Origin of the sequence: Dactylosporangium aurantiacum (assembly GCF_000716715.1) — a bacterium.
In the GTDB taxonomy this organism is placed as follows: Bacteria; Actinomycetota; Actinomycetes; order Mycobacteriales; family Micromonosporaceae; genus Dactylosporangium; species Dactylosporangium aurantiacum.
Genome location: NZ_JNYJ01000167.1, coordinates 1 through 360, shown reverse-complemented (window position 1 = coordinate 360; position 360 = coordinate 1). Strand labels below are relative to the sequence as shown.

Annotated in this window: 1 protein-coding gene; it reads left to right on the top strand. The window is 66.4% G+C overall.

Features of this window, described 5'->3' with window-relative positions; genetic code table 11:
• A partial coding sequence (locus OP18_RS50785) for an endo-1,4-beta-xylanase (protein WP_033368059.1) occupies nucleotides 1-360 on the top strand: 360 nt, incomplete at both ends.

Here is a 360-nt window from a genome sequence, read left to right as displayed (position 1 = left end):
CGAGGACGGCAGCCGCCGCAACTCCAACCTGCAGCAGACCGGCAACGACTGGATCGAGGTCGCGTTCCGCACCGCGCGCAACGCCGACCCGTCGGTGAAGCTGTGCTACAACGACTACAACATCGAGAACTGGTCCTACGGCAAGACCCAGGGCGTCTACCGGATGATCCAGGACTTCAAGTCCCGGGGCGTGCCGATCGACTGCGTCGGTCTGCAGACCCACTTCACCGGCGGCAGCTCCCTGCCCAGCAACTTCCAGACCACCCTGTCCAGCTTCGCCGCCCTCGGCGTGGACGTGGCGCTGACCGAGGTCGACGTCACCAACTCCTCCACCACCCAGTACGCGGGCCTCACCCAGGC